The 3,123-nt window shown below is 60.5% G+C and carries 4 protein-coding genes; 2 read left to right on the top strand and 2 right to left on the bottom strand.

What is annotated here, in order from left to right; genetic code table 11:
* Positions 1-458 precede the first annotated feature (458 nt).
* Entirely contained in the window at positions 459-890 is a 432-nt protein-coding gene (locus tag EYW47_RS42340) for a hypothetical protein (RefSeq protein WP_240764149.1), read from the bottom strand.
* Here EYW47_RS42340 and EYW47_RS40510 point away from each other — a divergent pair.
* Positions 867-1,718 (top strand): CHAD domain-containing protein, encoded by an 852-nt coding sequence (locus EYW47_RS40510; protein ID WP_133200402.1) that lies wholly within the window; start codon positions 867-869, stop codon positions 1,716-1,718. The two genes, EYW47_RS42340 and EYW47_RS40510, sit on opposite strands and share 24 nt — an antisense overlap.
* 309 nt (positions 1,719-2,027) lie before the next feature.
* Complete coding sequence (locus tag EYW47_RS41255; protein ID WP_165976822.1) at positions 2,028-2,225, top strand: hypothetical protein; 198 nt, start codon at positions 2,028-2,030, stop codon at positions 2,223-2,225.
* Positions 2,226-2,461: 236 nt separating this feature from the next.
* Here EYW47_RS41255 and pstS read toward each other — a convergent pair.
* On the bottom strand, positions 2,462-3,123 hold a 662-nt coding region (pstS, locus tag EYW47_RS40520; RefSeq protein WP_133200403.1), incomplete at its 5' end, for a phosphate ABC transporter substrate-binding protein PstS.

The raw sequence follows: 3,123 nt of genomic DNA on the forward strand, positions 1-3,123 counted from the left end.
TGACATCGCGATTTGCCCAAATGGGCGCTCGCATTGCCAGTTGGCCGGTTGAGTTGTCCAGTCTGCGCGGTGGAGATGATTTCCCGGTGACATCAGTTGCGACGCTGGCCCGTCGATTAATGCACGTCAATCAGATCAGGTTAGGCCGAATCAGGAACGGGCATGCCAGGGACGGATTCGGCCCCGTTCCGGGCTACAGTTCAAACACTGCCGCCACGAAGGCCGGTCGGTCGTCATATTGCTTACGCCAGGTAAATCGTGGCATATGCCGGGAACCATGTCTGGCGGCAATCCGGTGTGATGGACGTTCTCCCGGAGACGTTAGAAGGTCACGTAATGCCACATCAGTCTGAATGTTGAAGAAAACTGGGTTCGCGCGTAATAGTATTTACGTGGCGTGAGAGTGAGTCTCGGGGCAGAACGATCGCGGTACGGCCCCCCCCTGCATCGCCGGTCGCTCAATCCGTGGACTGCTTGCGCGCGCTGGACTCTCCCCGTCGAGCGAGGTCAGTCAGCAGCCACTTCGCAACCACCTCGGGTCGGTTCATGCCGAACGATGCGAACTTGATCTCCCCTTTGTAGTACACGATGACTGAACCCGTCATCACTCGATATGTGCCGCTGTATCTGGTGCCATCAAGGAGGATCTCGACAGGCGTCAGGGACTCGTAATCGGGCGCTATCATGCCAGGAAGGTGCTCCGCAAAGTGTCCACCGTAGCCAGGCACCGCAATTCCGTCAACTGCCGGCTCAGGCGCGGTCATCCGGGTTACATTGGTGGGAACTGAAATGAGGGCGGCGCGGGCAAAGCGAATACCGTGACGACGCGTAACGTCCGCCGTCGTGAAAACTAACCGGAAGCGCGAATGAGCCACGGGGATCTGAATCAACTCGCACTACCTGAGCCGTCGGCCGTGGCAGCCTTTGGGACGTTGGCAGAGCCGCTCGTCGCCGAAGCGCTGGCGCAGGCAGACGCGATTGTCCGCGCCCCCTCTGCCGAAGGGCTCCATCAGCTGCGTGTTGCCCTGCGCCGGTTAAGATCGCTATGGTGGTCATATCGGCCGCTACTTGATGCCGGGGAGAATTCCCGGCAGCGTGAACTCTTCAAGTCCCTTGCCGACACCGCCGGAAAGGCGCGCGACTACGACATCCTGATCGAGCTCCTCCAGCTGCAACGCGAAAGGAACGGGGAGACGCCGCCCGCGCTTTCGGAGGTCAGGCACGAAGCGCTTGATACCGGCAGGGAAGTCTTTTCGAATCCGGACATGAAGGCGCTGCTGCTTGACGCGCTTTCGCAAAGTTCGGAAGCGTTGAAGGCGAGCCAGAACAGACGGTCCCTCAAGGCATTTGCGGACGCCCGGGTGACGGATTCCGAAAAGCAGTTGCGCAAGCGGATGCGGCACGCCGCAAAGGCGAGAAAACCAGATGTTGCGGCTTTTCATGACGTGCGTAAAGCCGGGAAGAAAGTCCGATACCTTCTGGAGTTGTTCGGCCCAGTGCTGTCCGGACGCCATCAGAAAACGCTGGATCGTCTCAAGAAAATCCAGAAGCGATTCGGCGAATTGAATGACGTGGTCGCAAGCGAGGCACTGCTGCGGGACAACACGTCGTTGCTCTCTGCCATGGGCGATCCCGAGAGCACATTGAAATGGCTTCGAAAGGAGCGTAAGCGGCGACTGCGTGCCGCCGCCGCGCTTCTACGAAGTGTGCCGAGGTAAGCTGCGCCTGCATACGGCGCGGTCCAGTCGTCATACCCCGCCATCCGGTCTCGCCGGCCGCCCGGTAAGGACTTACTGCCCATGGGCCAGACGCTGACGCCGTTGCCGTAATGGCCGCTCGAAGTGTTGCTCGCCGATCACGGCGGCCCACGAATTGACCCAGCATGCGGCCATTGATGCACGTGAAGCGTCACAACTCATCAATCGCCTCACCGCACAACGAAGGCGTTCACGCATGTAGCATCTTCGACACTCCGCAATTGCGGCTGAAGGCAGTTCGTGCGCGGTCACAGGCTCGGCACCAGCCCCATGGGTGATCTGCTCAAGGGCTTGGCCGCCGTCCGACTCGGCATCAGTCTGGTGCACGAAGCTCCTTTCATTGAAGGCGATAACCCGCACGCCGCAGCCACTCTCACGCGGGACCGCAATACCCCAGTGCCAACCGCCATCCTGCTCGAAAACGTGAAGAACGGCACGCGTGGCTTTCATTTCATGCTGCAGCGTTGACATGGCGATCCGCTCCCGTGAAGTGCCACCTTGGCAAATTCGCTGTCAGTTTAGTTCAGCATTTGGCGCGTCGGAACATCGGCGGCTGCGGGGCGGGTCTTCGTATAGGGCCTCTACAAGACGACGGGTGCTGATCTCCGGAAGGTCGTCGGGGCTGCGACGGAATCTACGCATTTAAGCACTGATACGATTTGGTGCGGACGCGCTTGAACCAGCGCGCCCGTACCCTAACGGGCTTACTCGGCAACCGGCCTGCCGGAACTGTCCTTGACCTTCGTCTTCCACTGCGACTCAATTTCGTTGACAACCGACTGCGGCAACGAGATGTAGTCGAGATCGTTGGCCGCGCCCGAGCCGTTCTTGAACGCCCAGTCGAAGAACTTGAGCGTTTCCTTGCCCTGCTCCGGCTTGTCCTGCGTGGTGTGCAGCAGCACGAACGTCGCACCGACGACCGGCCATGCGTCCTTGCCCGGCTCGTTCGTGAGGATCTGGTAGAACGACTTCTTCCAGTCCGCGCCGGCCGCTGCGGCCTTGAACGTTTCGGTGGCCGGCTGAACGACCGCACCCGATTCATTCTTCATCGCAGTGTAGACCATGTGGTTTTGCTTCGCGTACGCCCACTCGACGTAGCCGATCGCGCCCGGCAGACGCTGAACGAAGGCCGCAACGCCGTCGTTGCCCTTGCCGCCCGTGCCCGTCGGCCAGCTCACGGTCGTGCCTTCGCCGACCTTGCTCTTCCAGTCGGGGTTGACCTTCGAGAGGTAGTTCGTCCAGATGAAGCTGGTGCCCGAACCGTCGGCGCGGCGGACCACGGCAATGTCCAGATCAGGCAGCTTGACCTTCGGGTTCAGCGCGACGATGGCCGGATCGTTCCACTTCTTGATCTTGCCGAGGTAGA

The organism is Paraburkholderia silviterrae (assembly GCF_004353915.1).
GTDB lineage: Bacteria > Pseudomonadota > Gammaproteobacteria > Burkholderiales > Burkholderiaceae > Paraburkholderia > Paraburkholderia silviterrae.

Coding starts and splice junctions, on each gene's coding strand:
- EYW47_RS41255 (WP_165976822.1), top strand. CDS start 2,028: ATGGGTGATCTGCTCAAGGGCTTGGCCGCCGTCCGACTCGGCATCAGT.
- EYW47_RS40510 (WP_133200402.1), top strand. CDS start 867: ATGAGCCACGGGGATCTGAATCAACTCGCACTACCTGAGCCGTCGGCC.